The 23,654-nt window shown below is 63.5% G+C and carries 24 protein-coding genes; 13 read left to right on the plus strand and 11 right to left on the minus strand.

What is annotated here, in order from left to right:
• Positions 1 to 18: 18 nt before the first annotated feature.
• Positions 19 to 912, minus strand: a complete 894-nt coding sequence (locus ACQR1W_RS18810; RefSeq protein WP_434852183.1) for an NAD(P)-dependent oxidoreductase — start codon at positions 910 to 912, stop codon at positions 19 to 21.
• A 252-nt stretch (positions 913 to 1,164) separates the two neighbouring features.
• On the opposite strand from ACQR1W_RS18810, the gene ACQR1W_RS18815 reads away from it, so the two are divergent.
• From ACQR1W_RS18815 to ACQR1W_RS18825, 3 genes are read left to right on the plus strand one after another with little or no spacing between them, the layout of a single operon-like run.
• A complete protein-coding gene (locus ACQR1W_RS18815) occupies positions 1,165 to 2,514 on the plus strand; it encodes an MmgE/PrpD family protein (RefSeq protein WP_434852184.1) in 1,350 nt (449 codons plus the stop codon).
• A 28-nt stretch (positions 2,515 to 2,542) separates the two neighbouring features.
• On the plus strand, positions 2,543 to 2,929 hold the full coding sequence (locus tag ACQR1W_RS18820) for a carboxymuconolactone decarboxylase family protein (RefSeq protein WP_008969130.1): 387 nt from the start codon (positions 2,543 to 2,545) through the stop codon (positions 2,927 to 2,929).
• A 28-nt stretch (positions 2,930 to 2,957) separates the two neighbouring features.
• Positions 2,958 to 3,770 (plus strand): N-acyl homoserine lactonase family protein, encoded by an 813-nt coding sequence (locus tag ACQR1W_RS18825; protein WP_434852185.1) that lies wholly within the window; start codon positions 2,958 to 2,960, stop codon positions 3,768 to 3,770.
• 229 nt (positions 3,771 to 3,999) lie between these two features.
• On the opposite strand, the gene ACQR1W_RS18830 is transcribed toward ACQR1W_RS18825, so the two are convergent.
• From ACQR1W_RS18830 to ACQR1W_RS18865, 8 genes are all read right to left on the minus strand, one after another.
• A complete protein-coding gene (locus ACQR1W_RS18830; RefSeq protein WP_434852186.1) occupies positions 4,000 to 4,566 on the minus strand; it encodes a hypothetical protein in 567 nt (188 codons plus the stop codon).
• A 421-nt stretch (positions 4,567 to 4,987) separates the two neighbouring features.
• On the minus strand, positions 4,988 to 5,590 hold the full coding sequence (locus tag ACQR1W_RS18835; RefSeq protein WP_008969125.1) for a VOC family protein: 603 nt from the start codon (positions 5,588 to 5,590) through the stop codon (positions 4,988 to 4,990).
• Positions 5,591 to 5,672: 82 nt separating this feature from the next.
• The gene (locus tag ACQR1W_RS18840; RefSeq protein WP_434852187.1) at positions 5,673 to 6,527 is read right to left on the minus strand and encodes an ATP-binding cassette domain-containing protein; all 855 of its coding nucleotides are present in this window, start codon (positions 6,525 to 6,527) and stop codon (positions 5,673 to 5,675) included.
• Entirely contained in the window at positions 6,524 to 7,399 is an 876-nt protein-coding gene (locus ACQR1W_RS18845) for an ABC transporter ATP-binding protein (protein WP_434852188.1), read from the minus strand. Before ACQR1W_RS18845 ends, ACQR1W_RS18840 begins: the two co-directional genes overlap by 4 nt.
• Positions 7,396 to 8,283 carry an ABC transporter permease gene (locus tag ACQR1W_RS18850; protein WP_434852189.1) on the minus strand — a complete coding sequence of 296 codons (888 nt, stop codon included), beginning with the start codon at positions 8,281 to 8,283 and terminating at the stop codon, positions 7,396 to 7,398. Before ACQR1W_RS18850 ends, ACQR1W_RS18845 begins: the two co-directional genes overlap by 4 nt.
• Complete coding sequence (locus ACQR1W_RS18855) at positions 8,276 to 9,283, minus strand: ABC transporter permease (RefSeq protein ID WP_434852190.1); 1,008 nt, start codon at positions 9,281 to 9,283, stop codon at positions 8,276 to 8,278. The genes ACQR1W_RS18850 and ACQR1W_RS18855 overlap by 8 nt, the downstream gene beginning before the upstream one ends.
• Positions 9,284 to 9,311: 28 nt before the next feature.
• A complete protein-coding gene (locus tag ACQR1W_RS18860; RefSeq protein WP_434852191.1) occupies positions 9,312 to 10,856 on the minus strand; it encodes an ABC transporter substrate-binding protein in 1,545 nt (514 codons plus the stop codon).
• A 98-nt stretch (positions 10,857 to 10,954) separates the two neighbouring features.
• Positions 10,955 to 12,187 (minus strand): dienelactone hydrolase family protein, encoded by a 1,233-nt coding sequence (locus ACQR1W_RS18865; RefSeq protein WP_434852192.1) that lies wholly within the window; start codon positions 12,185 to 12,187, stop codon positions 10,955 to 10,957.
• Positions 12,188 to 12,386: 199 nt separating this feature from the next.
• Between ACQR1W_RS18865 and ACQR1W_RS18870 the strand changes: the two genes are divergently transcribed.
• The 10 genes from ACQR1W_RS18870 to ACQR1W_RS18915 all read left to right on the plus strand — a co-directional run bounded on the left by ACQR1W_RS18870 (position 12,387) and on the right by ACQR1W_RS18915 (position 21,678).
• Positions 12,387 to 12,980, plus strand: a complete 594-nt coding sequence (locus ACQR1W_RS18870; protein ID WP_434852193.1) for a helix-turn-helix domain-containing protein — start codon at positions 12,387 to 12,389, stop codon at positions 12,978 to 12,980.
• 224 nt (positions 12,981 to 13,204) lie between these two features.
• On the plus strand, positions 13,205 to 13,954 hold the full coding sequence (locus ACQR1W_RS18875; RefSeq protein WP_434852194.1) for an IclR family transcriptional regulator: 750 nt from the start codon (positions 13,205 to 13,207) through the stop codon (positions 13,952 to 13,954).
• An 88-nt stretch (positions 13,955 to 14,042) separates the two neighbouring features.
• Positions 14,043 to 14,990, plus strand: coding sequence for an amidohydrolase family protein (locus tag ACQR1W_RS18880; RefSeq protein WP_434852195.1), 948 nt, complete (start codon positions 14,043 to 14,045; stop codon positions 14,988 to 14,990).
• A complete protein-coding gene (locus tag ACQR1W_RS18885) occupies positions 14,987 to 15,910 on the plus strand; it encodes an SMP-30/gluconolactonase/LRE family protein (protein ID WP_434852196.1) in 924 nt (307 codons plus the stop codon). The genes ACQR1W_RS18880 and ACQR1W_RS18885 overlap by 4 nt, the downstream gene beginning before the upstream one ends.
• Before the next feature lie 203 nt (positions 15,911 to 16,113).
• A complete protein-coding gene (locus tag ACQR1W_RS18890) occupies positions 16,114 to 16,284 on the plus strand; it encodes a hypothetical protein (RefSeq protein ID WP_434852197.1) in 171 nt (56 codons plus the stop codon).
• 38 nt (positions 16,285 to 16,322) lie between these two features.
• Positions 16,323 to 17,687, plus strand: a complete 1,365-nt coding sequence (locus tag ACQR1W_RS18895) for an MFS transporter (protein WP_434852198.1) — start codon at positions 16,323 to 16,325, stop codon at positions 17,685 to 17,687.
• A gap of 2 nt (positions 17,688 to 17,689) precedes the next feature.
• The gene (locus ACQR1W_RS18900; RefSeq protein ID WP_434852199.1) at positions 17,690 to 18,604 is read left to right on the plus strand and encodes a DUF1932 domain-containing protein; all 915 of its coding nucleotides are present in this window, start codon (positions 17,690 to 17,692) and stop codon (positions 18,602 to 18,604) included.
• A 43-nt stretch (positions 18,605 to 18,647) separates the two neighbouring features.
• Complete coding sequence (locus ACQR1W_RS18905) at positions 18,648 to 19,970, plus strand: MFS transporter (protein WP_434852200.1); 1,323 nt, start codon at positions 18,648 to 18,650, stop codon at positions 19,968 to 19,970.
• Positions 19,967 to 20,926 carry an amidohydrolase family protein gene (locus tag ACQR1W_RS18910; RefSeq protein ID WP_434852201.1) on the plus strand — a complete coding sequence of 320 codons (960 nt, stop codon included), beginning with the start codon at positions 19,967 to 19,969 and terminating at the stop codon, positions 20,924 to 20,926. Before ACQR1W_RS18905 ends, ACQR1W_RS18910 begins: the two co-directional genes overlap by 4 nt.
• Before the next feature lie 74 nt (positions 20,927 to 21,000).
• Entirely contained in the window at positions 21,001 to 21,678 is a 678-nt protein-coding gene (locus ACQR1W_RS18915; RefSeq protein WP_434852202.1) for an RraA family protein, read from the plus strand.
• A 39-nt stretch (positions 21,679 to 21,717) separates the two neighbouring features.
• Here the strand turns inward: ACQR1W_RS18915 and ACQR1W_RS18920 are convergent, their stop codons facing one another.
• Positions 21,718 to 22,620, minus strand: coding sequence for an ABC transporter permease (locus tag ACQR1W_RS18920; protein WP_434852203.1), 903 nt, complete (start codon positions 22,618 to 22,620; stop codon positions 21,718 to 21,720).
• Positions 22,621 to 23,544 (minus strand): ABC transporter permease, encoded by a 924-nt coding sequence (locus ACQR1W_RS18925; RefSeq protein ID WP_434852494.1) that lies wholly within the window; start codon positions 23,542 to 23,544, stop codon positions 22,621 to 22,623.
• Positions 23,545 to 23,654 lie beyond the last annotated feature (110 nt).

Consider the following 23,654-nt stretch of genomic DNA (forward strand, 5'->3'; position numbering starts at 1 on the left):
TCCCAAAGGCTGGCGCGCTTAGCCGCGCATCTCGACCCCGGCCCATTCCTCGAGCACCTTGGCAATCGAGGTGAAATCGGATGAAGGGCCGTATTTGGCGTTGGTGATCGCGAGCATCTGCCGCACCACTGCGCCGCAGACCATCGGTACGCCCATGGCCTCGGCCTCGTCCACGCATAGCCGGACATCCTTGTAGGATAAGCCGGTCGTGAAACCGAAATCGAACGTGCCGGGCAGCACCGAGCGCGGGAATTTGTCTTCGGAAGCGCTGTTGCGGCCGCTGCTGGCGTTGATAATGTCGATCAGCACCTTCGCGTTGACGCCGCCCTTGACTCCCATCGCGACCGCCTCCGAGGTGATCACCAGCGCCGCGGCTGCCATCAGATTGTTGGCGAGCTTGGCAGTCTGTGCCACACCCGGCTTGTCGCCGGTGTAGAATAGCTTGCCGAAATTCTTCAGGATCGGCTGCACGGTGTCGTAGGTTGATTGCGGGCAGGAGACCATCACGGCCAGCGTGCCGTTGACCGCGCCCTTGATGCCGCCGCTCACGGGCGCATCGACCAGTGTCATCCCCTTGGCCTTCAGGCCTTCCGCAACCAGTTTCGCGGCGCCGGGACCCGAGGTCGACAAATCGATCATAATCTTCGCGCGGCTGCCGCTGCTGATGCCGTCCTTTCCGAGCGTGACCGCCTTGACGATGTCAGGTGTTGGCAGGCTTGCGAGCACGATGTCTGCGCGGGAAGCGACGTCCGCCGGCGAGGTGCCGAGCAGCGCACCGCGCTTGACCAGCGGCTGGGTCGCCTCGCTCTGCGTGTCGTACACGACGAGCGGATAGCCCGCATCCATCAATCGGCCCGCCATGGGACCGCCCATGCGGCCCGTGCCGACAAAGCCGAGCGTCTCTCCCGCCATCGTTCACTCCCTGTCGCGCGATCCCGTGATCGGGCGCGGCTTCTTCTCTTGTTCGTTGATCGTCTCTTCCGGCTGATCCCGTCGGCCACCGTCGTTGCGATCAGGGGCTCACTGCGCCAGCGGGCCGGATTGTTATGATTGTCAGACAAACTGTCAAGCATAACATTTAGGGTCGACAGTTTGCCGCAGATCGGCATAAGGTCCGGGAAAACGAGGAAGACGCCCCGCGTGCCGCAAGACCAGATTCCAAGCGTGAGCACGACGCTCGCCGATTTCGTGGCTGCTTCGTCATGGGCGGAAGTGGAGGCGCAAGCCCACCAGGCGCGGCGATCGATTCTCAATTTCTTCGCGACCACGCTCGGCTCCGCGCGAGATCCGGTGGTCACGGCTGCGATGCGGACCTTATCGCCGTTCAGCGGAGCCGCGACCGCGACGGTGATCGGCCATTCGGAGCGGCTCGACGCCTTGTGCGCGTCCTTTCTCAATGCCGTCGCGGCGAATCTTCTCGATTTCGACGACACCCATCCCGAGACGATCATTCATCCCGCCGCGCCGGTCGCTGCTCCCGTGCTGGCCCTGGCGGAGACGCGCGGGTTGTCGGGCCGCGACGTGCTGACCGCGTTCATCCTCGGTGGCGAGGTCACGTGTCGCATCGGCAACGCCGTCTCGCCGCATCACTATGCCCGCGGCTGGCACATCACTTCGACCTGCGGGATTTTCGGTGCGGCGGCGGCGTGCGCGAAACTATTGGGCTTGCCCGCGGAAGGGATCGCAAACGCCATGGGAATCGCGGCGAGCCAGTCGGCGGGCAACGTCGAGAACCTGCCGAGCGCCGCCAAGAATGTCAGCGTAGGCAATGCGGCCCGTAACGGATTGTTCGCCGCCTTGCTCGCGCAGCAGGGCTATGACGCCGCCCCTCGCGCTATCGAGGGCGCGCTCGGCTGGGCGCGCACCATGGGCGACGAGCCTGATCTTGCCCGCCTGCTCGACGGCCTCGGCAAGACCTGGGAGATCGCGAAGAACACCTACAAGCCTTATCCGGCTGGCATCGTGTTCCATTCGGTCATCGATGCGTGCCTCATCTTGCGCGAACGGATCGGCCGAAGGCTCGCCGAGATCGAGGAGGTGACCGTGCAAGGCTCGGCATTGCTGCTCGCGCGGGGCGATCGCGCCGTCAACAACGAGCGCGAGGCGCGTGTCAGCATCCATCACTGCGCGGCTTGCGGGCTCTTGCTGGGTGCGGCGGGCGTTGCCGAATTTACGCACGACACCGTGGTCCGGCCTGATGTCGCTCAATTTCGGAGCAAGGTGAAGGCGGAGCTCGACCCCGACTTGCCGGACGGCGCCGCGCGAGTCAGCTTGAGCCTGTCATCCGGTGAGATCTTCACCGAAACCGTGATCTCGCCCCGCGGCAGCCCTGCAGCGCCGCTCGCAGATCGCGACATCGAACAGAAGCTGCGTGAATGTGTGCGGACCGGCCGGAGCGATTGGGACGCAGACCGCGTCATCGAAGCGGTCTGGCGGCTCGATGCCTCGGATAACGCGGCCGAGCTCATGCAGTCGCTGCGACCAACGCCGCCAGACGATTTCACTCGCTCCTAAGCATATCTTCAGACCGGAAAGGACAACCATGAGCAAGACCGAACTGTTCGAAAAGGGCCTCCAAGTCCGCAAGGAAGTGCTCGGCGAGGACTACGTCAACAAGTCGATCGCCGGCGCCGACGAGTTCACGCGCACCATGGCGGAATGGTCGACGGAGTTCTGCTGGGGCGCGTTGTGGACGCGGCCCGGCGTCGACCGGCGTACGCGCTCGATCGTCAATCTGGCGATGCTCGGGGCGCTGAACCGGCCGCACGAACTGAAACTGCACGTCAAGGGCGCCTTGAAAAACGGACTGACCAAGGAGGAGATCAAGGAGATCCTGCTTCAGGTCGCCGTCTATTGCGGTGTTCCCGCCGGCATCGACGCATTCCGGAACGCCCGCGAGGCTTTCAACGAAGTCGACGCGGGTTCCTGAACACCGCGCCCGTTTGCTGGTGGAAGCGATGAGCGAGCCGGACTACGAGCTCTTTGCCATTCGTTACGCAACGCGTGAAGCGCAGCGGAGCGAGCATTTCATCGGTGGCGACCCGCATGACGGGCCGATGCCGATGGACTATTTCATATGGCTGGCACGGGGAGGCGGAAGCGTCTTCGTTATCGACACCGGTTTCAATGCTGCGATCGCCGAGCAGCGCAGGCGGACGTTCCTGCGCTGCCCGGTGGAGACGCTTCGCGCCTTCGATATCGACGCAGCTGACGTCAGGGATGTGATCCTCACGCATCTACACTATGACCACGTCGGGAATTTCGACCGGTTTCCGAATGCGCGATTTCATCTGCAGGAGCGCGAGCTCGCGTATGCCACCGGACGCTACATGCAGTATCCGAGGCTGTCGCATTCCTTCGAGGTCGAGGATGTCTGTGGGATCGTGCGCCTCAACTATGCGCGCCGCGTCTTGTTCTATGATGGCGACGCCGAGATTGCGCCGGGATTGACGGTCCATGCGGCCGGCGGGCATTCGGCCGGTCTACAATTCGTCCGCGTCAAGACCTGCCGGGGCTTTGTCGTACTCGCCTCCGACGTCAGTCATTTCTACGAGAACCTGACCAGCGAGCGTCCGTTCACGACCGCGTTTCATGTCGGCGACATGCTGGCGGGTTTCGACATGCTGCGGGCAGCCGCGCCTGATATGGATCACATCGTTCCAGGCCATGATCCGCTCGTCATGAAGCTCTATCCGTCACCAAGTCCGAACCTCAGCGGTGTCGCGGTTCGGCTCGATGTCGCGCCGTCCGAAGCCGCTCCTACCCGGTAGGACATCCAGCATGGCGGAGGATGCGATTCCAAACGTCGCTAGTCAGCTACTTGCTTCGGCGGACTATTGTCTACACGTGAGCCGCAGCTTTGGTGCCGTATGTGCCGGTCGCGGCCTTGTCAGCCATCTCGGTGAGCCCGACGCCGCGCAGAGCTGCCTGGCGCCGCCGTCGTCGTTCGAGGGAGCTAATAGGAGCCACCTGAGCCTCCGTTCGCGTTGTGGAAGGTGGCTAGATCGTCCCGCCGCCGGCGAAGATTTCGACGACCACGGCGCGATTGGCGGCCCTGTTCATCGCGGTCGTGTTGTCTTTCAGATACTCGTGGGGTGAAGCGGGCTTGACGGAGAAGACGCGAGAGCGGGCGCTTGGGCCGAACAGGTGAAAGACGTTCCTGGCCCGGCCCGTGCGCAGGAAGATGTTGTTCCGTTCGCCGCCGGTGCTGTCGCTGTATCCGACGATCTGGAACTGCAACGACTTGTCGGTCTCGAATCGGATGAGCTGCGCTGCCAGCAGCGGATCGCGCTTGGCGATGTTCTTGAGATGCCGCCAGTCGACGCCGAAATCCCAGATCACGAGATATTGGCAGGTGCCGACCGGCGGGACCAGACTGACGTCCGCACCGAGATGGCCGACTTCGGTGCGCGACGTCGCGACTTCATTGGCCTGGTAGGGAAAGACGTCGGCGCTGTGAACCTTGGCAAGCGCCAAGCACTGAAATTGCGGCGCCGCCATATTCGGCATCTGGTCCACCGGGCCCGGCGGTGTGTATTGCGGCAGTGGCTGCGGCGCGCGTCCCATGGCAATTTCTCCCGTTGCTGGCGTGGCCTGTCCAAAGCTGAGCACTGGTGGGAGCCTCGGCTCCCAGCACGGCTATGACCAGTAGTGACGCGAGCGGTCGGGGAAGTTCAAAGGCGAGGTGCGGGCGCCTCAACAGTCATTCCGGGGCGATGCGCAGCATCGAGCTATTGTTCCAATGCTGACGAATGGTTCTCTCGGTGTCATTCCGGGGCGCCCAAACAGCGAATCCAGAATTTCGCTCCCCAATCTCGAGAGTCCGGGCTCGCCGCTGATGCGGAGCCCCGGAATGACGGAATGAAGCGTCAGCGTCACAAGGCCAGTGGCTTGCGGGTGAATAGACGAAAGTTTGCGTCTGCGCCGTCGCAGTCGAGAGCGCTGTTGACTGTGATGCACGTACGATTGGCTTAGTCTGTGCGAGTGCTCATTTCATCGGATCGGTCGTCGACCACAGCACAGTCTTGGCACTCTTCTCATAGGCCATGCCCCTGGGATAACTGATCAGCTCCATTTGCATCCCCCACGGCGTCAGGAAATAGAGAATGGATTGTCCAGCCGCGGGCCCTTCGTTGACGGGGATCGGACCTTGCATGGTCGTGACGTTCTTCGATCGCAGATAATCCGCCGCCTTGGCGATATCATCGACATAGAGCGCGATGTGGTGGCCGCCGATGTCGCTGTTCTTCGGCAGCGTCTTGGCTTGATCGGGCGACCGGTACTGGAACAACTCGATATTCGAGCCATAGCCGCAGCGAATCATGCTGATCTCGTCGATCACCGCGCGTGGGTTTACGTTGACAACATCCTGCATGAACGTGCCCTTGTCGTCCGAGAACGGCCCGAATGACATGGCATGTGAGCAGCCGAGCACGTCGGTAAAGAAGGCGGTTGCCGCCTTCACGTCAGGTACGGTGATGCCGGTATGGTCGTGGCCGCGCAGACCCGGAATTGAATCGGCGGCAGCCGGCAAGACCGAGGGACCGAGCGACAGTACGGTGGAGGCTAGCAGCACTTTCAACCTGTTCATGATCGCATCCTTCTGCTTCGCAACAAACTCGACGTCCGACGTAGGGCTCAGCCTGGCGACGACTGACCCTTGATTGTCTCGGTCATGCGGCTGATCCTTGCGGCTGGGGAGTGACAACCGGCGAGGGATCGAGCCAACCTGGCTCGACATCGGGCAACGGGATCGCGGCGAGCAATTGCCGCGTATAGGCGTGCAGCGGCGCGCCGAACACCTTTGCGACGGGCCCATATTCGACGACCTCGCCATGGTGCAGGATCGCGACGTCGTCGCAGAGCACGCGCACCACCGAGAGATCATGACTGATGAACACCATGGTGAGGCCCAGCCGCGCACGCAGCTCCTTTAGCAACAGCAGGATGTGCGCCTGGGTCGAGACATCCAGTCCGGACACGATCTCGTCGGCAACGATGAAATCCGGCTCGAGCGCGAGCGCCCGGGCAATGCCGGCGCGCTGGCGCTGGCCGCCCGACAATTCATGCGGATAGCGATCGGCAAATTCGGCCGGCAAACCGACCAGGTCGAGCAGCGCCGCCGCGCGCTCCCGCTGATCCTGTCGTCCCCTCAGCCGGCCGTGCACGCCGAGGGGGCGCGTCAAGGTGGTGCCGAGCCGCAGCCGCGGATTGAGCGAAGATTGCGGATCCTGGAAAATCATCTGGATGCGCGCGCGGAGCCGGCTGAGTTCCGCCTCGTCGGGCCCGCCGATCTCGACACCGTCGAAATGGATGCCGCCGGACGTCGGCTTCAGGAGCCGCACCAGCAGGCGGCCGAGCGTGGTCTTGCCCGAGCCGGATTCGCCGACCAGGCCGAGCACCGAGCCGCGCGGCACGGCAAGATCGACGCCTCGGATCACCTCGCGCAGACGCGGCTTGCGAAACAGGCCGGTGCGCTCCGGATATCCAAAGCTCAGATTTCCGGTGCGGAGCAGGATGTCGTTCATGTCGGCCCCGCAATCGTCAGACGGTCAAGGCGGCGCGCCTCCGACCACAATTGCTCGATCAGCGCCGGAGGGACCGGACGCAGCGCCTCGGCCGGCCGGTCCGCGCGCGGGGTCGCCGCGAGCAGCGCGCGTGTATAGGCGTGGCGCGGTCGGGCCAGCACGTCCGCCGTCTCGCCGTCCTCGAGCACGCGGCCGCCATGGAGCACGGTCATGCTGCCGCAGATCTTTGCCACCACGCCGAGGTCGTGGGTGACGAACAGCACCGCGCTGCCGTGGCGCTGTCGCAATCGCTCGACGAGCTGCAGCACCTGACGCTGCACGGTGACATCGAGCGCCGTGGTCGGCTCGTCGGCGATCACGAGCGCGGGATCGCAGGCAAAGGCCATCGCAATCAGTACGCGCTGGCGCATGCCGCCCGAAATCTCATGGGGATAGAGCGAGAGCACCCGCGCAGGCTCGCGGATCGCGACCTCGGCGAGAAGCTCTGTCGCGCGCGCGAGCGCCACCCGCTTCGAGACGCCGAGATGATGGCGCAGCAAGTTGCCGATCTGCACACCCACGCGCTTGACCGGATTGAGCGAGGTCATCGGGTCCTGCGGGATCAACGCGATGCGGCGGCCGAGAAGCTTTCGCCGCTCCGTCTCGTGCATCGCCAGGAGATTTCGCCCCTCGAAGGTGATGCTGCCCGAGATGATCGTCGCGTTCGCCGGCAGCAGGCCGAGCACGGCGCGACCCAGCATCGATTTGCCGGCCCCGGATTCCCCGACAAGTCCACGGACCTCGCGCGGTTGCAGTGTGAGGCTCACGCCACGCAGCACGTTGGCCGCGCCGATTGCGACCCTCAGCCCGTCGATTTCGAGCGTGGCGGTCATGAGCGCTGCACCGGGTCGAGAGCAAGGCGGAGACCGTCGCCGAGCAGGTTGAAGCCGATCACGCTTGTGATGATGCAGCCGATCGGCAGCGCCATGATCCACGGCGCCTGATAGACGATCTGGCGGCCCTCGGCGATCATGCTGCCCCAGGTCGGCGTGTCGCCGGAGACCGAGATCCCGACGAAGGACAGGATCACCTCGACGAGGATGGCGATACCCATCTCGACGGCGAGCAGCGTGGCCAGGAGCGGAACGAGATTGGGCAGGATCTCCAGCCGCAGCAGTTTCGCGCGGCTCAAGCCGATCACGCGGGCCGCCGCAGCATAGTCGCGCGTCAACTGCACCATGGTCTCGGCGCGCACAACGCGCGCGAACCGGGTCCAGTCGACCACGACGATCGCGGCGATCACCGAGGTCAAGCCGGCGCCGATGACGGCCGCCAGCACGATCGAGAGCAGTACCGGCGGAAACGCCATCCAGACATCGATCAGGCGTGAGATCGCCTGATCGACCCAGCCGCCAAAACTGCCGGCGAACAGCCCGAGCGCCACGCCGATCAGCGCCGCCAGCGTCGCCGCGACCAGCGCCACCATCACCGCCGTGCGCGCCGAATAGATCAGCCGCGACAGCACGCAGCGGCCAAGGCTGTCGGTGCCGAGCAGATAGGCGCGATCGCCGCCGACGATCCAGGACGGCGGCAATTGCGCGGACATCAGGTCCTGCTCGAGCGGATCGTGCGGCGCGAGGACGGGCGCCAGCACCGCGACCAGCACCAGCAGCGCAACCACGACCGCGCCGACCCACAGCCGGGCGCCGCCGCGCTTCAACGCGGCGAGGAGGCGCGATCGGCGTACGACGGGAGAGGACAGCGCAAGGTCAGCCATGGCGCAGCCTCGGATCGAGCACGGTGACAATGAGATCGATGGCGAGGTTGAGCGCGATGAACAGCACCGCGAAGGTTAGCACGAGGCCCTGGATCAGCGGGAAGTCGCGGTTGATCACCGCGTCGATCGCCATGTTGCCGATGCCCTCGTAGGAGAAGATGCGCTCGACCAGGACGGTGCCGCCGAGCAGCAGCGTGACCTGGACGCCGCCGAGCGCGACGGTCGGGATCAGCGCGTTCGGCAGCACCTCATGCAGCAGGATGTCGGGCCGCGAATAGCCGCGGGCCCGCGCGATCTGGGCGTAATCCTGGTCCTCGGCCTCGGTGAGCGACGCTTTCAGGATACGCGCCACCAGCGCTGCGAACGGCAGCGCCAGCGCGAGTGCCGGCAGGATCATATGATGCAGCAGGGCTAAGGCGATCGCGAAACGGCCGGTGAGGAGGCTTTCGAGCAGATAGAAATTGCTGTGGAGATGGACATCGATCTGCGGATCGACGCGGCCGGAGATCGGCAGCCACGGCAGCAACACGCCGAAGGCGAGCAGCAGGATCAAGGCCCAGAGGAAATCGGGAATCGCAAGCAGCACACTGATGCCGCCATCGACCGCCCATTCTGCGCGCCGGCCGCGCAACAGGATCCCGGCAAGCGCAGTGAGAACACCCAACACGACGGCAATGAGGGTTGCCAGCAGCGCGAGCTCGATGGTGGCCGGCAGGCGCTCCAGCAAGAGCTCGAGAACGCCCTGATGCACGCTGATGGACCTGCCAAAGTCGCCTCTGGCGACCTGTCCCAGCCAAGTCGAAAACTGTTGCAGGATCGGCTGATCGAGCCCGTAGAGCGCGCGCAGCCGCGCGATGTCGGCTTCGGACGCGCCGGGCGGAATCATCATCGCGATGGGATCGCCCGGCACCACGCGCAACAGCACGAAGACGATCACCGCCACGCCGAATAGCGTGGGCGGCACGAGGACGAGTCGCCGGATGATCTCGTCCCATCGCATCGCTCGATCGCCCCCCTGGTTTCGCCGCTCAGGCCGGCGTGATGAGTTGCGGGAGGATCATGCCGTTGGACTGCGACACGACCTTCAGGCCCTTCTTGTGGATGATCGGCTGTACATACTGGAACAGCGGGATCACCTCGCCTTCCTCGGCGATGTATTTGTCGACCGCCTTGTAGCCGGCGATGCGCTTGGCCTCATCCTTTTCGCCCCACAGCGGCCCGATGCGCTCGACGAGGTCCTTGCCCTTCCAGGCACAATGCGGCGACGGACCGAACATCGCAAAGCCGGTCGAGGTCGAGGGATCGCCGATCGCATTGCCCCAGTTGTAGAAGGCGGCGGGCGCCAGCGCGTGGCGCGCGCGCAATTCGAAGTGCTTGGCGATCTCGTATATCTCGATATTGGCGTCGATGCCGACCTTGCGCCACATGCCGACGATCGCCTGGATCATCTCGTAATCCTTCGGCTTGAAGCCGCGCGTGGTCTGGATCGTGAACTTCACCGGCTTCTCCGGCGAATACCCGCTCTTGGCGAGCAGGCTTTTTGCAAGCTCGGGATCGTAGGACACTTTGATCGAGGGATCGAAGGCCGCATAGCCGGGCGCTTCCAGCGTCGAGATCGGCACGCCGTAACCCTTGAGAAGGCGGTCGACGATCGCCTTCTTGTCGATCGCGTGGTGGGCGGCGAGCCGCACGTTGCGGTCGAGCATCGGGTCGATGTCGGTGATGAAGATCATTGCGATGTCGGACACCGGCTTGGTCTGTCCCGCCAACCCCGGCTTGTCTTTCAGACGGTCGAACTCCTCGTAAGGAATCTCGAAGGTCAGGTCGGAGCCGCCGGACTCCATCTCGGCGACGCGGCTCGTCGGATCGGTGATGAACTTGAACACCACGGTCTCGAACGCCGGCTTGCCGCCCCAGTAGCCGGGATGCGCCTTCAGCCGCAGAAAGGCGTTGCGCTCGAAGGCATCGACCTTGTAGGGGCCAGATCCGATCGGCGCCTTCTCGAAGCCCTCCGCGCCGACCTTCTCGTAATAGGCCTTCGGCAGGATATAGCCGGTGAGAAACGCCATCCATTTGAACAGCGTCGGCTCGAATTCGAGCACGTCGCCGGTGATGGTGTTGCCGTCGATCTTGTAGTTGCCGACCTTGGACCAGACGAATTGGATCGGGTTGGCGCCTTTCGGATCGGCCGCGCGGGTGAGCGACCACACGACGTCCTCCGGCGTCACCGGCGAGCCGTCATGCCAGGTCGCGTCCTTGCGCAATTCCAGGGTGATCTTGCTGCGGTCCTCGTTCCAGCCCCACTTGGTCAGCAGACCCGACTTGAACGAGAGGTCCGCGGCCTGGCCGATATAGGGATCGAACACCGACTGGTAGATCGACTGGATGGTCGGATTGACCGCGGAGACGCCGATTGTCGGATCGAATGACGGCAGATTGACGTTGTAGGCGATGGTCAACGTACCCGGTGCCGCGGCATGCGCGGCACCGATGCCGGGAAGAGCTGAGGCGAAGGGCAGGGCGGCGGCACCGCCGGCGAGCTGCAGGATCGAACGGCGCGACAGGGAAGACATGCTTGTTACCCCTACGATATGAGCCAGGTACGATGAATCAGGTTTCGGCGAACATGTACGAAGACGGCGCCGGGTGCTGCGCCGTCAGTCGGTTCTGATTATTTGCCGGCGCTCTCGGACCAGCGCGCCATCAAGGTGTTCGATGGCAGCGCTTCATCGACCAGCTTCTTCGCCGTCTCGATGCCCGCGATCGGGAGCTTCGCAGGATCGAGCAGCCCGATCTGCGCCAGCACCGAGGCCTGATCCCAATAGATGTGCTCGTTGTAGAGCTTGTCGCCACGGAAGCGCACGATCGCCACCAGCGGTATCTCGACATATTTGCCGGTTGGCGGAACGCCCGGCAGCATCCAGTCGATCTCGATGTCGTGGGTGAAGCAGAACAGCATCTCGTCCACGATCCGATCGGCGCCGATGGTGCGCGAGATCGGCACGAGCTTGGTGTCCTGCGGCGTCTTGGGGATGAAATGGTGCTTATAGAAGCGCAGCAGGTCGCGATAGCCGACGCCGCCGGTCATGGTCGGGATGTGATTGACGTAAGGCTCTGCGACCATGGTGGTCATGGTCTCTTCCGCCGAGCGCGTGGCGAATTCGAGCTCGGTGTGCCGGTCCCACAGCGTCGAAAGGTCGTAGTGCGGACCCAGCGCCTTCCGGAACAGCGCGATCGAGCGCGAATGCGCCATCAAGGTCGCGGGCTTGTTGAAGCTCGCGCGCTCAGGCGCGGCAAACGCATGATCGCAGCCGGGGTAGAGATAGAATTCGACGTCGGAGCGCCCCTTGAACGCTGTCTTGATCTGCTCGCGTGCTTCGGCGGGCGCGAAGCGGTCGAGCTCGGCGAAGTGGAAGACCATCGGGCACTTCGCGTTGCCGGCTTCCGCCAGATCGGCCTCGATGCCGACGCCGTAATAGCTGACGGCGCAATCGACGTCGGTGCGGGCTGCGACGAGATAAGCGAGCTTGCCGCCGAGACAGAAGCCGAGCGCGCCGACCTTGCCCTTGCATTCGGGCCGGGCCCGCAGGACTTCTAATGCGTCGGCGGCATCCTTGATCGACTGATTGGCGTCGAAGCGCTGATAATAGCCCATCGCCTTGCCGAAATCGGCCTCGGTGTAGCCGAGCTCGATCCCGGGCTCCAGGCGCCAGAACAGGTCGGGCGCCAGCACGACATAGCCTTCTTCAGCATAGTAGTCGGCGACATCGCGCATCGATTTGTTGACGCCGAAGATCTCCTGCAACAGCAGGATGCCGGGACCAGAGCCCGAGGCGGGAACGGCGAGATAACCCCTGAAGCTGCCGCCATCCTTCGCGGCGATATCGATCCATTGTCCCGCCATGCGCGATCCCCCCTCGTCGTTGAGTCCTTGAGCTGCTTCCGTCCCTTGCGCGCGTCTGCGACGCGTCCCGCATGAGGTCAAGACCTTTGCCTTTTCATCATGCTTTCTTAATTGTATTTTTAATGTAAGAATCGAACTTGTAAATAGCATTGATTGGGCACGCCCTGCCCAGGTAGTGAGCGAGGGCGGTAACCAGGAGATGATTTTGAGGAAGACGAAGCCTGCGACGAAGAGAACCGGCGAAACGGCAAAGCCGAAGCAACAGCCGGCTACCGGCGAGCGACTGGGCTCCTGGCACCTGGCGCGCACCGAGACCGAGCGGCGACTTTCCGAATTCGAGTTTAGGCTGGAGCGCCTGGCGCAGGCCTACTACCGCTGGAAGGCCGCCTGCCTCGCGGCCGTCTGCGACGTGCCGCTGACCGGCGACGACGTCGCCGTGCTCAACGTCATCCGTATGGGCGACGAGCCGAAGCGGCTTTCCGAGATCGGCCAACTGCTTAACCGCGTCGATGTCCCGAATCTACAATACGCCACGCGAAAACTGGTGAAGGCCGCTCTGATCGAGACCGAAGGCTCGTCGTCGCGCAAGGAGACGCGCTACCGTGCGACCATGCATGGGCGCGAGGTTACCGAAGCCTATGCAAGCCTTCGCGCCGCGACGTTGCCGCCAATGCTCGAGTCCCTAGACGGCTGGTCGGAAAAATCGGAAGCAGCAGGCAGCCATCTCGAATTGGTGTCCGGCCTCTATACTCAGGCAGCCCAAGTCGCCATCACGCGGCGGCATCAGCCGTAAGGCTCCAAACAGGAGAATCTGCTTCACGGCAGCCGCCATGAACCGCATTGACCATCGCGGCGCTGGTAGCTCATGCCAATGGCTCGGTGACGAGCAAATACGCTGATGAGAGCTTCGAGCAGGCTCTCGTGCAATTCCTTGCCCTCCAACTCTCTGTACGCGCACCGTAGCCCTTCTACCTGCAGGAAGAATAACGTAAGAATCTGCAGGGAAGAGGTTTTGAGATGGCAAAGCAGACCGAGAAAAAGCAGCCTGCACTTAAAGGCGTATCAGCCGCCGAACGGGCGTTGGCAGTATTGACGGCGTTCCGTCGGGGTGACGGTGCCTTGAGCCTGGCGGAGTTGGCCGAGCGGACCGGCTTGGTCAAGAGCACGATCCTACGGCTGGCTTTGTCCCTGCAACAATACCGGCTGCTCGCGCGCTTGTCGGATGGCTCTTACCGGCTCGATGCGGAGACCTTGCGTCTCGGTACCGCCTATCAGCAGGCGTTTCGTCTTTCCGACCACGTCATGCCCGTGCTCGAGCAACTCGCGGCGAAGACCGGCGAGACGACCTCCTTCTACGTTCGCAATGGCGAAGAGAGGCTGTGTCTTTTCCGAGTAGAGAGTACCAATCGCATCCGGATGACCGTGCAGCCGGGTGACACCCGTCCGATGGACAAATCCGCGATCGCACAAACGCTCCGCCGGTACGCGTCCGGACCACCTGGGCCAGACGACGAACTGCCGCTCTTCACCTCCGGCATCACGGATCCGCATGCAGCCGCGCTCGCGATGCCTGTGTTCGGCATCGATGGGTCCCTGGTCGGCGCGCTGGCGATCTCGGGGCCGGTCAGCCGCCTCACGACCGCGCGGGCAGAGCAGATCAAGGGAGCGTTGGTGGAAGCCGCCACCAAGCTCACCTTGGCGTGCGGCGGAACCCCATCCTCAAGCACCGGAAAAGGCACGCGCAAGCGGTCCAGCGCGATCGCGTAAAACGAAACTTCGTTTCATTTTTATTGCCGAGGCTGGCTTCATCGGATTATATGCCTCCCCATAACAGACGATGGGGAGGACGAACGTCGTGGCAGCAGCAACGCTCACGCGCAGGACGGTTCTGGCTGGACTGAGCGCATCAGCTTTTCCCCACGCTCCCACGGCACGGGCGCAGGAGGTGCGCTGGTCAACTGGCTCCGAGAAGCCGCGCTTCGTTGCGCCGGCCGGTGCGACGGATTGCCATTTCCACACCTATGACAAGACCTATCCCACCATGAAGGGCGCAACTCTGCTGCCCGAGGACGCTTTGCCCGACGATTATCGGGCCCTGCAACGCCGGATCGGCACGACGCGGGGCGTGATCATCCAGCCGTCTACTTACGGGACTGACAACCGGCTTCAGATTGCATCGCGGCAGGCGCTCGGTGCAGAGAACTTTCGCGTGGTCGCTGTGGTGCCGGAGGATATATCGGATAGCGACCTGCGCCGGCTCGACGAACAAGGTGTTCGTGGTGTTCGTTTCAACCTCGGCTTTCCCGGTGTGCTGACCGTGGAGTCTCTCAAGTTGCTCGCTCCGCGGCTCGCCGATCTCGGCTGGCACTGTCAGATCAATATGCGCCCGAAGCAGATCGAGGACCACGCGGATTTGCTGGCTTCGCTGCCGGGGCGGCTCGTGTTTGACCATTTGGCACAGGTGCCGCAGCCGGCCGGCGTCGAGAGCGCTCCGTACAAGATCGTTCGCAGCTTGCTCGACCGCGGCAAGACCTGGGTGAAACTGTCAGGCCCGTACGTGTCGAGCAAGCAGGGCGCCCCGGGCTACGCGGATGCGGGGGCGATTGTTGCGGCCTACGTCAAGGCTGCGCCGGAACGGATGGTCTGGGGCAGTGACTGGCCGCACCCTTCGGAAAGGGACAACAAGCCAGATGATGCGCGCCTGTTCGATCTTTTCGCCGAATGGGCGGCAAGCCAAGCTTTCATGCGCATTCTCGCCGACAACCCTGCTGAACTCTACGGCTTTCCGCGAGTCAATCCATGACCTTCTTCAGCCCGCCACGCCGGATCGAGACCAGCATCTTCACGCGGCTTCCGGACCAGTTTCGCAAGCCGCGCCGCACCGCCTGGGCGGATGCCAACCAGGGCGGACGTGAGATCGACTCGTTTCTCGAAGGGCCTTCGTTCGATCGGCAGGGCCGGCTGTACATCACCGACATTCCCTATGGGCGCATCTTCCGTGTCAGCCCTGGGGGTGAATGGGAGCTCGTGTCCGAATACGATGGATGGCCGAACGGGCTGAAGATTCATGGCGATGGCCGTGTGTTCATCACCGACTACAAGCGCGGCATCATGTTGCTGGACCCAACCAGCGGCAACGTGACGCCGTTTCTCGAAACCGCCGCGAGCGAAAGCTTCAAGGGCGTGAACGACCTGATCTTTGGGCCATCGGGCAATCTCTACTTCACCGACCAGGGGCAGACCGGCATGCATGATCCCACCGGCCGGGTCTGGAAGCTCACACCCGACGGGCGGCTCACCTGCCTGCTCAACACGATCCCGAGTCCGAACGGCATCGTCGTCGACCAGGCCGAGAGCTTTCTGCTCGTCGCGGTGACACGGGCTAACCAGATCTGGCGCGTACCGCTGCCGGCCAGCGGCCTGACAACGAAAGTCGGGATATTTTCACATTTGCACGGCGGTCCCGGTGGCCCGGACGGACTTGCGCTGGATAGCGGCGGCAATCTGCTGATCTGTCATGCCGGCTTTGGCTCAATTTGGCGGCTCTCGCCTCTGGCTGAGCCGCTCGATCGTATCGTCTCCTGCGCCGATGTCGGCACGACCAATCTCGCCTTTGGAGGACCGGAGCGAAAGAGCCTCTTCATCACTGAAAGCCGGACCGGAACGTTGCTGCGCGCCGAGCTCGAGACATCGGGCATGCCGATGTTCTCGCACGCCGGTTAGTTCAGGGCCTGCCAGCAACGCCTGAGGACGGGCACATCGCTTCGTTCGGATCCGAGGAGGAGCAGGCTCCATTGCCGTTGCAGTGAAGCGCCTGGTCATAGGTGGCACCAAGGCTGCCGCCAAATCTCCTTCGAGCCCGCGCAAACGCAGTTCCGCGGTCAATTCGGTATGCAGCGGAGCGGGGGCCCGCATATCGGAAGCGCGTGGCAGCAAGTGTCTCTCCAGTTCTTCCGGACACCGTAACAGACGGTCAGCACTCCGTTTTTCCGTGGGAGCGCGCCATTCACGGCGGCGCAAGCGTCATTGATGCTTGTTCTAAAAATGAAACGCAGTTTCATAAAAAATTGCAACGCCGTTCTGTTTTTGCTATTTGACGCCATGGCCGGGGAAACACCGGCGTCGGAGGAAACCCATGGCCAATGTCACCGCCGCCTCGGCCGGCACCGGCTTCACACCGGAGCAGGAGAAGATCCTCTCGAAGGTGATGTGGCGGATCGTGCCCTTCCTGCTGCTCTGCTACGTCATCGCCTATCTCGACCGGGTGAATGTCGGCATCGCCAGCCTGACGATGAACCGCGATATCGGCATCTCGCCATCGGAATTCGGTTGGAGCGCTGGGCTGTTCTTCTTCGGCTATTTCCTGGCGGAAGTACCGAGCAATCTGGCCTTGCTGGCGATCGGCGCCCGCAGATGGATTGCCCGCATTCTGATCACCTGGGGCCTGATCTCGGCCGCAACTGCCTTCGTCGTCGGTCCGGTGAGCTTCGGCGTGATGCGCTTCCTGCTCGGGCTCGGTGAGGCGGGCTTCACGCCCGGCGTGTTCCTCTATTTTACCTACTGGTTTCCGGCGCGCATCCGGGGCACCGCGACCGCAGCTTTCCTGCTTGGCATTCCGATCGCGAACATCGTTGGCGCACCGATATCGAGTTCGCTGCTCACCCTCGACGGCCTGGGCGGCCTGCATGGCTGGCAGTGGCTGCTGGTCCTTGAAGGTCTGCCGGCGACACTGCTCGGATTTGTGTGCTTCTTCACGCTCACCGACAAACCCGAGCAGGCCAAGTGGCTGACCGCCGAGGAGCGGAACTGGCTCGCAAGCGTGCTGTCCGCGGAGCGCGCGGCAATTGCCGCCAAGCATTCGTCCCGGCTCAGGGATGTCTTCACCAATTGGCGCGTCCTCGTCTGTGCGACGGTCAACTTCTGCGCCATCATTGGCTCCATCGGCCTGGGCCTCTGGATGCCGCAAATAATCAAGGGTCTCGGCTTCGGTGTCGTTGCCGTCGGCTTCATCGCGGCCGTTCCCTACATCTGTGGCGGCATTGCCATGATGCTGTGGGCGCGGCTATCAGACAAAGGCGGTGAGCGGAGCTGGTTTGTGGCATCCGCGCTGCTCGTGGGCGCTGCGTCGCTGATCGTCTGCGGTTACGCGACATCGTCCGCGCCGGTTTCGATCATCGCACTCTGTGGCGCCGTGATCGGGATCATGTGCTACCAGTCCACCTTTTGGCCGATCCCGTCGAGCTTCCTGACCGGCAGCGCGGCCGCCGGCGGCCTCGCAATGATCGTCTCGATTGGAAACCTCGGCGGCTTTGTCGGCCCTTATCTCATCGGCGTGATCCGGCAGGCGACCGACAGCTTCTCCTGGGCCCTGATCTCGGTGGCCGCGTTTCTCACCCTGGCTGCCATCCTGATCCGCGTGGTCGGCGCCAGCCTGCAGCGACAGGCTGGGGCGGCAGACGGCCGCACCAGCCCGGTCGCAACTCTCTCGAAAGGAATCTGAAGATGGGCGAACGACGGCAATTTCGTCTCGGTCTGGTCGGCTATGGCGAGATCGGCAGCACGTTGGGCAAAGGCCTGCGCGACGCCGGGCTCGAGCAGATCTTCTGCTACGACAAATACGCTTTCGATGGTCCTTATGCCGATCTGATCCAAAGCCGCGCCAAGGCAGCGGGCGTCACGCTGGTCAGGTCCAACAAGGAATTGGCTGACGTCGCTGAGCTGATCTTCAGCGTCACGCCGGGCTCCGCCTCGCTCGAAAGCGCGACTGCGTTTGCAGCGGTCCTCAACGGTCGCCACACATTCCTCGACTTCGCTTCCGCCACACCGAAGGTGAAATACGGCGTGGCCGAGCGGCTCGCCAAGACGGGCGCCACGCTCGGCGACGGCTCCATCATGGGCACGCCGAAGAACGGCTATTCGATGCACATGCTGTCGAGCGGCCCCGCCGGGCAGCGCGTCATCGATCTGCTCGTGCCTTGGGGCATGAGCATCGAATACGCCGGCGAAAAGCTCGGAACGGCGTCGGGCATCAAGATCCTTCGTTCCGTCCTGATCAAGGGGATCGAGGCCTTGATCGACGAGACGCTGTTGGCAGCCCGATCCTATGGCCTGGACGAAACTGTGCTCGCTTCTGCGTCGAAGACGCTCACGCGCCCCTTCATGGACACGGTCGAAAGCCTGATTCCGTCCGGTGTCATCCATGCCAAGCGACGCACCGAAGAGGTCGAGATGGCTGCCGAAGCGGTCGAAGATGCCGGCGTCGAGCCGTTGATGGCGCGTGCGACGGTGGCGCGGCTCCGCTGGAAGGAGAACCTCGGCCTGAAGGAGCACTTCAAGGGCGTCGTTCCCGAAAACCACAAGATTGCGATCGACGCGATCGTCGCCAAGATGCAGGCAGGGGCAAAAGCGGCCGAGTAGAGCCCGCACGACGAGACAACACAAGACAACAGGGAGGAGAGACGTGACGGCCGCTCCAACAGACCTCGACCAGCTTGAGAAGGTGACGATGCGCCGGGTCATCCTGCGCCTCGTGCCGTTCCTGATGGTCTGCTATTTCTTCGCGCTGCTCGACCGCGTGAACGTCGGCTTCGCGGCATTGCAGATGAACAAGGATCTCGGGCTCACGCCCGCGATGTTCGGCTTTGCGGCCAGCCTGTTCTTTGTTTCCTACTTCCTGGTGGAAGTGCCGAGCAATCTTGCACTGCAAAGGTTCGGTGCCCGGCGTTGGATCGCCCGGATCATGATCACCTGGGGGCTGGTGACGGCCTGCATGGCGTTCGTGGTCGGACCGTACTCGCTCTATGCGATGCGCTTCATCCTCGGCGCGGCCGAGGCCGGCTTCTTCCCGGGCGCGATCCTCTATCTGACCTACTGGCTGCCATCGCAATATCGGGCGCGCATCCTGGCGACGTTCACAGTATCGATCCCGCTGGCCACCTTCCTTGGCTCACCGCTGTCGGTGGGATTGCTTGAGCTCGATGGCGCGCTTGGTCTGCGTGGATGGCAGTGGCTGTTCGTTCTGGAAGGACTGCCGACCGTTCTGCTGGGCTTTGCCTGCCTGTTCGTTCTGACTGACAAGCCCGCGCAGGCGTCATGGCTGACCCTCGACCAGCGCGAGTGGCTGACGGGACGCATGGAGGCGGAGGCGGCCGCGCGCAAGCCGGTCGGACATCTCTCGCTATGGCAGCTCGCCACCAACAAATATTTCCTGGTCATGGCTCTGGTCTGCTCCGGCGCCTCCGCCACCGGCAGCGTGCTGTCGGTGTGGCAGCCACAGTTGCTGAAGTCGTTTGGCCTGACCAACCTGCAGACCGGCTTTGTCAATGCAATCCCCTACGGCATCGCGACCGTGCTCATGGTCCTGTGGGGGCGTCATTCCGACAAGACCGGTGAGCGCCGCTGGCACACCGCCATTCCGCTCCTGCTCTCGGCAGGCGGATTCACCGCGTTGGGAATGACCGGGACTGCGGTCGTGCCGACGATTGTCATGGTCAGCTGCTGCCTCGTCGGCGCGTATGCCTTCAAGGGCCCGTTCTGGGCGCTATCGGCAAGCTGGCTCTCGGCAAGCACGCTCGCGGCGGGCCTTGCGGGGATCAACGCGATCTCCAACCTGATCGGCGGCGGCTTGATGGTCAACGTGGTCGGCATCGTCAAGGAATGGACCGGCAGCTTCGTGATCGGAATGATCCCGCTGGCGCTGCTTTGCGCGGTGAGTTCGGTTTGTGTCCTTATGCTTGGCCGCAGCGCGGCGCGCTCAACCAACATGGCGGCGGTGAAACCATGAGCGCGCGTAGCAGGATGCCGAAGCACGCCGTCAGCCGACGCAGCGTTCTCGCGGGGATGCTGGCTTTGAGCACGGGGGCGCGGGCCGCCGGAGTCGAGCAGGTGGTGCCCAACAGCACAGGATCGGCGCCGCCGCGCTTGGACGCGCCGACGGGCGCGTGCGACTGCCATCATCACATCTACGACGGAAGGTTTCCGGTCTCGCCGCATTGGCGCCAGGGCTTTCCGCCTGGAGCTGCCGTCGCCGACTATCGGCTGTTGCAGCGACGGCTTGGCACCCAGCGGAGCGTGGTCGTGCAGCCGTCGACCTATGGCATCGACAACCGCTGTCTGGTGGACGCGCTCGGCCAGCTCGGCGGCGCGTCGCGCGGCGTTGCCGTCGTCGACACTGAGGTCAAGGATGCCGAGCTGCGAACGCTTGCCGATGCCGGCGTGCGCGCCATCCGCGTCAATTTCGTTTCTCCCCAGACGTGGGGGACGACGACAGCCGAGATGCTGACGACGCTCGCGAAGCGGGTGAGCCCACTCGGCTGGCACGTTCAACTGCTGATGACAGGGGACCGGATCGTCACCCATGAGAGCGTGATCCGGTCGCTCCCGACCGAGGTCGTCATCGATCACCTCGGGCGCATCCCACAGCCGGATGGCATCAAGCATCCCGCGTTCGCCGTGGTCCGTCGCATGCTGGATGGAGGCCGCACCTGGGTGAAGGTCACCGAACCCTATGAGGACAGCAAGCTCGGACCGCCCTACGCGGATTCCAGCGATCTCGCGCGTGCCTACGTGCGGGCGGCGCCTGAGCGCATCTTGTGGGGCACGGACTGGCCGCATCCGACTCAGCGCGGCACCAAGCCGGATGATGCTCTCCTGCTCGATCTGCTCGCGGACTGGGCGCCGGACGAACGCACACGGCGGCGCATCCTTGTCGAAAACCCCGCACAGCTGTTCGGCTTCTAAGATCTCTCGGCGTTACCGGAACAAGAGCTAATACACACCCCTTCACTTTCTGAAACATGGAGAAGGATAAACGCATGTCGGTCGGGTTCAGAATTCAAAAGCGCCGGAGAAAAGTGGCGCCCGAGGTCGTTGAACGCTTTGCCAAGCTGCCGGTAGCAAACGTCAGTGACAGCATGTCCCGGATGACCGCAGCCGGTGCGCGGCTTCGGCCCAGGCATCAGTCCGGAGGGATGGCAGGCCCGGCACTGACCGTGAAGACACGGCCAGGAGACAACCTGATGATTCACAAGGCGATGGCAATGGCCGAACCCGGCGATGTCATCGTTGTCGATGCAGGGGGCGATCTCACCAACGCGCTCATCGGCGAGATGATGCTGATGCGAATCATCAAGAGTGGACTTGCGGGCATCGTCATCGATGGTGCGGTCCGGGACGCCAGCTTCATCCGAGGTCAGAAGTTTCCCGTTTTTGCGGCAGGTGTCACCCATCGCGGCCCTTACAAGAATGGGCCCGGCGAGATCAACGTTCCGATAGCGATCGATGGCATGGTGATCGAGCCAGGCGATCTCATCATCGGAGACGATGACGGGCTGCTCTGCGTACCGTTTGATGATGTGGACGAGGTATTAAAAGCTGCCACAGCGAAGTATCAGGCTGAGCAGAAGCAGATCGAGAACATCAAGGCGGGCACGCACGATGCGTCCTGGGTAGACAAGGCGCTGCGCGAGATGAATTGTGGAGGTCTGGATTGAACGTCGGGTTGTTCCGTCAAGATGACGGCTCAGCGCGGCCTACACCGTACCCTTGCCGGCGTCGGAGCCGTGGCGGCGCTGGCGGGCCTGCAGCACCAGGATCACGGACAGCGCCGCGAAGATGACGAGGAACGAGACCGCCGAGGTCAGCGTGCCGAGCGCGTAGATGTCGGGCTTGGTCACGGTCGTGGTCAGGCCCTGCAATTCCAGCGGCAGCGTGTTGACCGAGCCGATCGCCTGGCTCGAGCGCGCCAGCTCATCCCACGACAGCGTGAAGCCGAACAGGCCGATGCCGACCACCGACGGTGCGATGATCGGCAGCACGACGTAGCGAAACGTTTGCCAGGGCGTGGCGCCGAGGTCGCGCGCGGCCTCTTCGAGCCGGCCGTCGAAGCGATTGAAGATCGCGAACATGATCAGGAGCCCGAACGGCAGCGTCCAGGTCAGATGCGCCCCCAAGCCGGAGGTGAACAGCCCCATGCCGGTGGTCCAGCCGTCGGCCAGCCATCCGAGCCCGACATCGGCGCCGTGCTTGTTGATGAAGTCGTCGAGCAGGCGGAATTCCAGCGCGATGCCGAGCGAGGTGATGATCGAGGGCATGATCAGGCTTGCGATCGCGGTGTAGAACAGCGCCGACGAGCCACGAAACGGCTTTCGGAAGGCCATGCCGGCCGCCACCGAGAGCACGACAGTGACGACCATCACGACCAGGCCGAGCGCGAGCGAGCGCTTGAATGCCGCGCCGATGTCGACGATCCCGGCGCCGGAAAACACCTTGCCGAACCAGGTCAGGGACACTCCGTTCATCGGGAAGGTGAGGCCGCCGTCGGGGCCCTGGAACGACAGGATGTAGATCGCGATCATCGGCCCGTACAGGAACAGCACATAGGCCGCGAAGAACGCCGCCAGGATGTAGAAGGAGCGCGGCCGTTTGTCGCCCATCTACAGCTCCTTGCGCACGTCGACGATCCGCGTCAGCGCCGAGATGATCAGGATGGTGATGCCGAGCAGGATGACCGCGTTTGCCGCCGCCGCCGGAAACTGCAGCGCTGACAGCCTTGACTCGATGATCTTGCCGGCGGACGCGATCTGCTGGCCGCCCATCACGCCGACCGTGACGAAGTCGCCCATCACGATGGTGATCACGAAGATCGAGCCGATCACGATGCCGGGTTTGGACAGGGGAATGACGATGTTGACCAGGGTTTGCCAGCCGCTCGCGCCGGCGTCATAGGCGGCCTCGATCAGCCGCTTGTCGATGCGGATCATCGAATTGAAGATCGGCACCACCATGAAGAAGGTGAAGAGGTGCACCAGCGCCAGCACGACGGAGAATTCGGAGAACAGCAGCCATTCGACCGGCTGCGTGGTCAGGCCGCTGCCGATCAGGCCCTGGTTGACCAGCCCGTTGCGGCCGAGCAGCGGAATCCAAGCGATCATGCGGATCACGTTCGAGGTCCAGAACGGGATGGTGCAGAGCAGGGACAGCACGATCTGCCAAGTCTTCGAGCGGACGTGGAAGGCGAGGAAGTAGGCCACCCAGAAGCCGATGAAGAGCGTCAGCCCCCAGGTGAGCAGGCACAGCTTCAGCGTCTTCAGATAGGTCTTGAGGATGGTGCAGAGCTCTGGAAGCCCGGAGATGCAGCCCTCGAACGTATCGGTGTAGCCGCGTAGGCTGAACGCCGGGATCATCTCATATTCATTGTAGTCCCAGGCGCTGACGATGATGACGAGAACGAGCGGGAGCAGAAAAAACAGTGCAAACACCAGCATCATCGGACCGGCCTGCAGCCAGGCGATCGACCGCGCGGCAGCCTTGCGCAACCGACCGCCGGATGTCGCCTGGTCCGAACTGCAGGCGGTCATCGGTGCGAGCGGCGAGGTCAGATCGGCGGCCCCGGTGTCCTGCGTCATGAATGCGATCTTTGACTAATTTGCAAACCAGCGTGCCGCGCCTGATGGCGCGACACGCCTCT

The sequence above is a fragment of the Bradyrhizobium sp. HKCCYLS1011 genome (assembly GCF_051167795.1).
Lineage (GTDB): Bacteria > Pseudomonadota > Alphaproteobacteria > Rhizobiales > Xanthobacteraceae > Bradyrhizobium.